3 protein-coding genes and 1 pseudogene are annotated in these 4,033 nt (G+C 72.9%); all 4 read left to right on the top strand.

Annotated features, from left to right (window positions below):
- Positions 1–317 precede the first annotated feature (317 nt).
- Complete coding sequence (locus ND747_RS15725) at positions 318–1,016, top strand: hypothetical protein (RefSeq protein WP_251734369.1); 699 nt, start codon at positions 318–320, stop codon at positions 1,014–1,016.
- 572 nt (positions 1,017–1,588) lie between these two features.
- A complete protein-coding gene (locus ND747_RS15720; RefSeq protein ID WP_251734368.1) occupies positions 1,589–2,053 on the top strand; it encodes an Lrp/AsnC family transcriptional regulator in 465 nt (154 codons plus the stop codon).
- A gap of 95 nt (positions 2,054–2,148) precedes the next feature.
- Positions 2,149–3,255, top strand: a complete 1,107-nt coding sequence (locus ND747_RS15715) for a small ribosomal subunit Rsm22 family protein (protein ID WP_251734370.1) — start codon at positions 2,149–2,151, stop codon at positions 3,253–3,255.
- A gap of 211 nt (positions 3,256–3,466) precedes the next feature.
- Positions 3,467–4,033 (top strand): annotated as a pseudogene (locus ND747_RS15710) (hypothetical protein); the annotation flags it as partial.

Here is a 4,033-nt window from a genome sequence, read left to right as displayed (position 1 = left end):
GGGCGGGTGGGCCCGGGGCCGGGCCGCGGGGCCGCGGGCCGTTCAGCTTCGTGACGCGTCCGGCGGGCGCCGCCCGAACGGGCCGTGGCGAGAGCCCGGTCTCCTTTGACCACCGAGTGGTGTTCCTGCCCCGTTCCCGCCTGGTGCGCACCACCCGAACGGAGCAGAGGACTGCCGGGCCCGAAGCGATACCTCGGCGGCCGGATCCACCCGGGCCGCAGAGCTCTTCCGGGCCGCAGAGCTCTTGCGGGCCACGGAACTCCTCCCGCCCGGCGGTGGGGGAACAGGACCGACCGTGGAACGGGCCGCCGACCGCGGTGCTGCTCGAACCCTTGCTCGTGCCTCCCCGGCTCGGTGGCGCCGAGCGCCGCAGCGGCACGCCGCGGTCGAACCGCCGGCTCATCGTCACCGTTGCGCTGGCCGCCCTGGGCGCGGCGGTGCTCGCGGCGCTGATCGTGCTGCTCGCACAGCTACGCCCCCACCCCGGCGCCGATCAGGCGGCAGTCACGACATCTGGTCCCGAGCCGACCGCACCAGGCCAGCGCCCCGACAGCGCCAGTACCGGCAGCGCGGCGCAGAGCAGATCATCCGGCGCCGGGATCCCCACCCGCGCGGACGGCCGCACCGACACCACGCGCACCCGTCGCCAGGGCGCGCCCACCCCGACACACCCCGACCCGACCATGCCCATCGCGTCGGTTGGCCCCGCCCTCGGCGACCGTCCGCAGGCAGCGTCCACCAGCCCCCTGACGTCCACCAGCCCCCTGACGTCCGACAGCCAGACCCCGTCGGACGACGGCACCCGGCCAGCCGGTGGGACCATCTCGGTGGGTGGCCATGCTCCCGGCACCGGGCGCACCGCAGGCACCGCCCCCGCCCCCGGTCGCATCACGGGCACCGAGTCCACCCACAGCGGTAGCTCTCCCACGGGCGGTGGTTCCACCGTCGCCGCACCGGGCGCCGACCAGCCGAGCCTGACCGGTACGTCACCCGACCCGACGGTCACGCCCGGATGACATTGTGTCACCTCGAGCGCGTGGCTTTGCGGTGTGAATCCTGACATATCCGGGTTCGCGGCGCCTCGGGCACCTGATGTCGAGCCATCGCATTCCGGGCCTGTCGGACCCGTCCACGCCAGCTCCGACAGGCCCGAAGGCGCCCGTGATGTGTCGGCTTTACCGGCTGTCGATGTGACTGCGGAACACGTTTCTGCGCGGTCGGCCAGGCATTCGTTTCGTGCCTGGCGGGAGGTGGTGAACGTACTGGCCTGAGTGCGGCACGAGGCTGCGACCGTCAGTGTCCCGACTACCCGCGGGTGCGGGTGTGCGGGAGGGCGTGCGTTCCAGGACTTCGCAACACGTCCAAGGGTGATGGGTGCCGAGCGCGTAGGCGGGATGGGGGATGTGAGAGGGCGACCGGTGCAGTCGCGGCAGCGCGGACGGGTGGGATGGGGATGCCGGTCCGTGCGGTCCATCCGGACGTGTCACGAGAACCGGACGGGAACAGCACCGGGAAACGCCGGAACCGGCACAATTTGTTAGCATGCCGCTACCCAGGGGGGGAGGCTGGCGGTGGGAGGGGAGCTCGCTTGGACGACCTGGATCGCGCCCTGTTGCGCCTGTTGCAGGAGAATGGTCGAAGAACAAACCGGGATCTTGCCCTCGCGACCCGGGTGGTCCCGTCCACGTCACTGCAACGCGTGCGTTCACTGATCGAACGCGGCATCATCAGCGGGTTTCGCGCCGAGCTTGACCTGGCCGCCATCGGCCGGCCGGTGCAGGCGCTTGTCTCGGTGCGGGTCCGGCCGTCATCCCGCGCGGTGATGGAGGATTTCCGAACCTGGGCCGCTGGTCTGCGGGAAACGGTCAGTGTGTTTTCCATGGCGGGCGACGCCGATTTCCTGCTGCATGTCGCCGTGCCCGATGTGGACGGGCTGTACGGGCTCGTCGTCGATCGGATCACCGAACGATCCGAGGTGAGTGACGTACAGACAAGCCTGGTGTTCGACCATCGGCGTGCGCCTTCCCTCGAACCGGTGCATCCGGCCGAATAATCGGCGGTGATCCGGTCGATGGGCTGGTCCGCGGGGTGGCTGGTCGACCGGGATCATCCGGGCCGGCGGGGGCGCACTACGCTGCTGTCGTGACCATGCGGACGCGGACCGGTTTCGATGCCGACCTGCTGCTCGCGGCCGCCACCGCCACCGCCACCGCGCACGGCGGAGGCGGTGGCGGACCCCGGCGGGACCTGGCCCGTGCCTACCGCGAGCTGTCAGCCCGCTACCGCGGGGGAGGCGACACCCCGGATGACGCGGTGCTGACCGACCAGCATGTCCGGGCGTACCTGGCAGCCCGGCTGCCAGCGACGCTCGCGGTCAGCCGGACGGTGCTGGCCGAGCTCGCCGCCCGCCGGCCGCACTGGCAGCCACAGCACCTGCTCGACCTGGGCGCCGGCCCCGGACCGGCGACCTGGGCGGCACTGGAGCTGTTCCTCGAGATCACCCACGTCGACCTGGTCGAACGCTCGGCTCGGATGATCGACACAGGCAGGCGACTGGCGGACCTCGGTGCGCCGGCCTCGCTGCGCACCCACGCCCGCTGGCACCACACCACGGCGCAGGCCCCGCCATCCGGGGTCACCGCCGAACTCGCCATCGCGTCCTACCTGCTCGGCGAACTACCGCCCGCCGCACGCGGCCCGGCCGTCGCCGCCTGGTGGCAGGCCACCAGCGGCGAGCTGGTCCTCATCGACACCGGAACCCCGGACGGCTACGCCCGTATCCTCGCCGCCCGCACGGCCCTGCTCGCCGACGGCGCGACAATCACCGCGCCGTGCCCGTCCGACGGACCCTGCCCGCTCCCGGGCAACGACTGGTGCCACTTCGCCCGCCGGGTCGACCGCAGCGCGGTGCACCGGGCCCTCAAGGACGCCGACCGCGGCCACGAGGACGAGAAGTTCGCCTACCTGATCGCCTCCCGCGGTGAGCCGGCGCACGCCGCCGCCCGGGTACTGCGTGCCCCACGGGCCCATTCCGGGCACCTTCGACTGGCCCTGTGCGCTCCGGACGGCCGGCAGGAGACCGTCGTCGCCCGCAGCCGGCGCGACGCCTATTCCTGGGCCCGCCGCGCCCGGTGGGGCGACGCCGCGCCCCCGTTCGTCGCCGTGCCGCCATCGGCTGCCGGTACCCCGCCGGTCACCGCCACCGCGTCCGGTGTCGGCATTTCGTCGGCTGCCGATCCGACGGACGGCAGCTAGCTCGCGCCTGGCCCGATCGGACTAGCGCAGCTCACGGCCGTCCGCTGTCCGTGGCATCGACTGACTCGGACACGGGTCCGAGCGGGCGGCACCTTCAGGGGACACCCGTGTACAGGTCAGCGTTATCCCCCCATTACTCTGTGGGCACATTCCAGGCAGGACCGCCCGGACGGGAGCAACCCGCACCGGACGTGCCGGGGAGACGGGGGAGATGCGCGCATCCGCACTCGCGCGTGTGGCGGCACCGCCGACACCGGCACCGCCACGACGATCAGGGCAGGTGCCGGGGCAGGCGGCGGCTCGGCAGTGGGGCCCCGCGGTCGCCCGGCTGTGGCCGTGGTCGGGAGCGGCGGGACTGGTCACCCTGCTGTGCGCGGCCTCGTTCACCGTGAGTCTTGTGCTGCAGTGCACGCTGCTGCGGTACGGCTCCGGTGACGCCGACGAGGCCGCCTACGTCCTGCAGGCCCGGATGCTCACCCACGGGCAGCTCACCCTGGACGCCTCGACCCTGGAGCCGTTCTTCCGCCCGTGGCTCACCGGGGAACGCGACGGGCGTCTGTTCACCAAGTACCTGCCGGGCTGGCCGGCGCTGCTGGCAGCGTCCCAGGTGCTGTTCGGGACGATGATCGTCGCACCGGCCGCGGTGGCCGCCGGCTGGGTCGCCGGCACCTACCTGCTGGCCCGGGAGCTGCTCGACGACGCGGCCGGCGCCGTGCTGGCCGCCGCGGTCCTGGCGGCGAGCCCCCTGGTCCTGCTGCACACGGCGCTGCCGCTGGCC

This window comes from Frankia sp. R82, from assembly GCF_023716925.1.
Taxonomy (GTDB): domain Bacteria; phylum Actinomycetota; class Actinomycetes; order Frankiales; family Frankiaceae; genus Frankia.
Note: the sequence above shows the minus strand (reverse complement) of the source record. Positions and strands in the feature narration are given on the sequence as shown.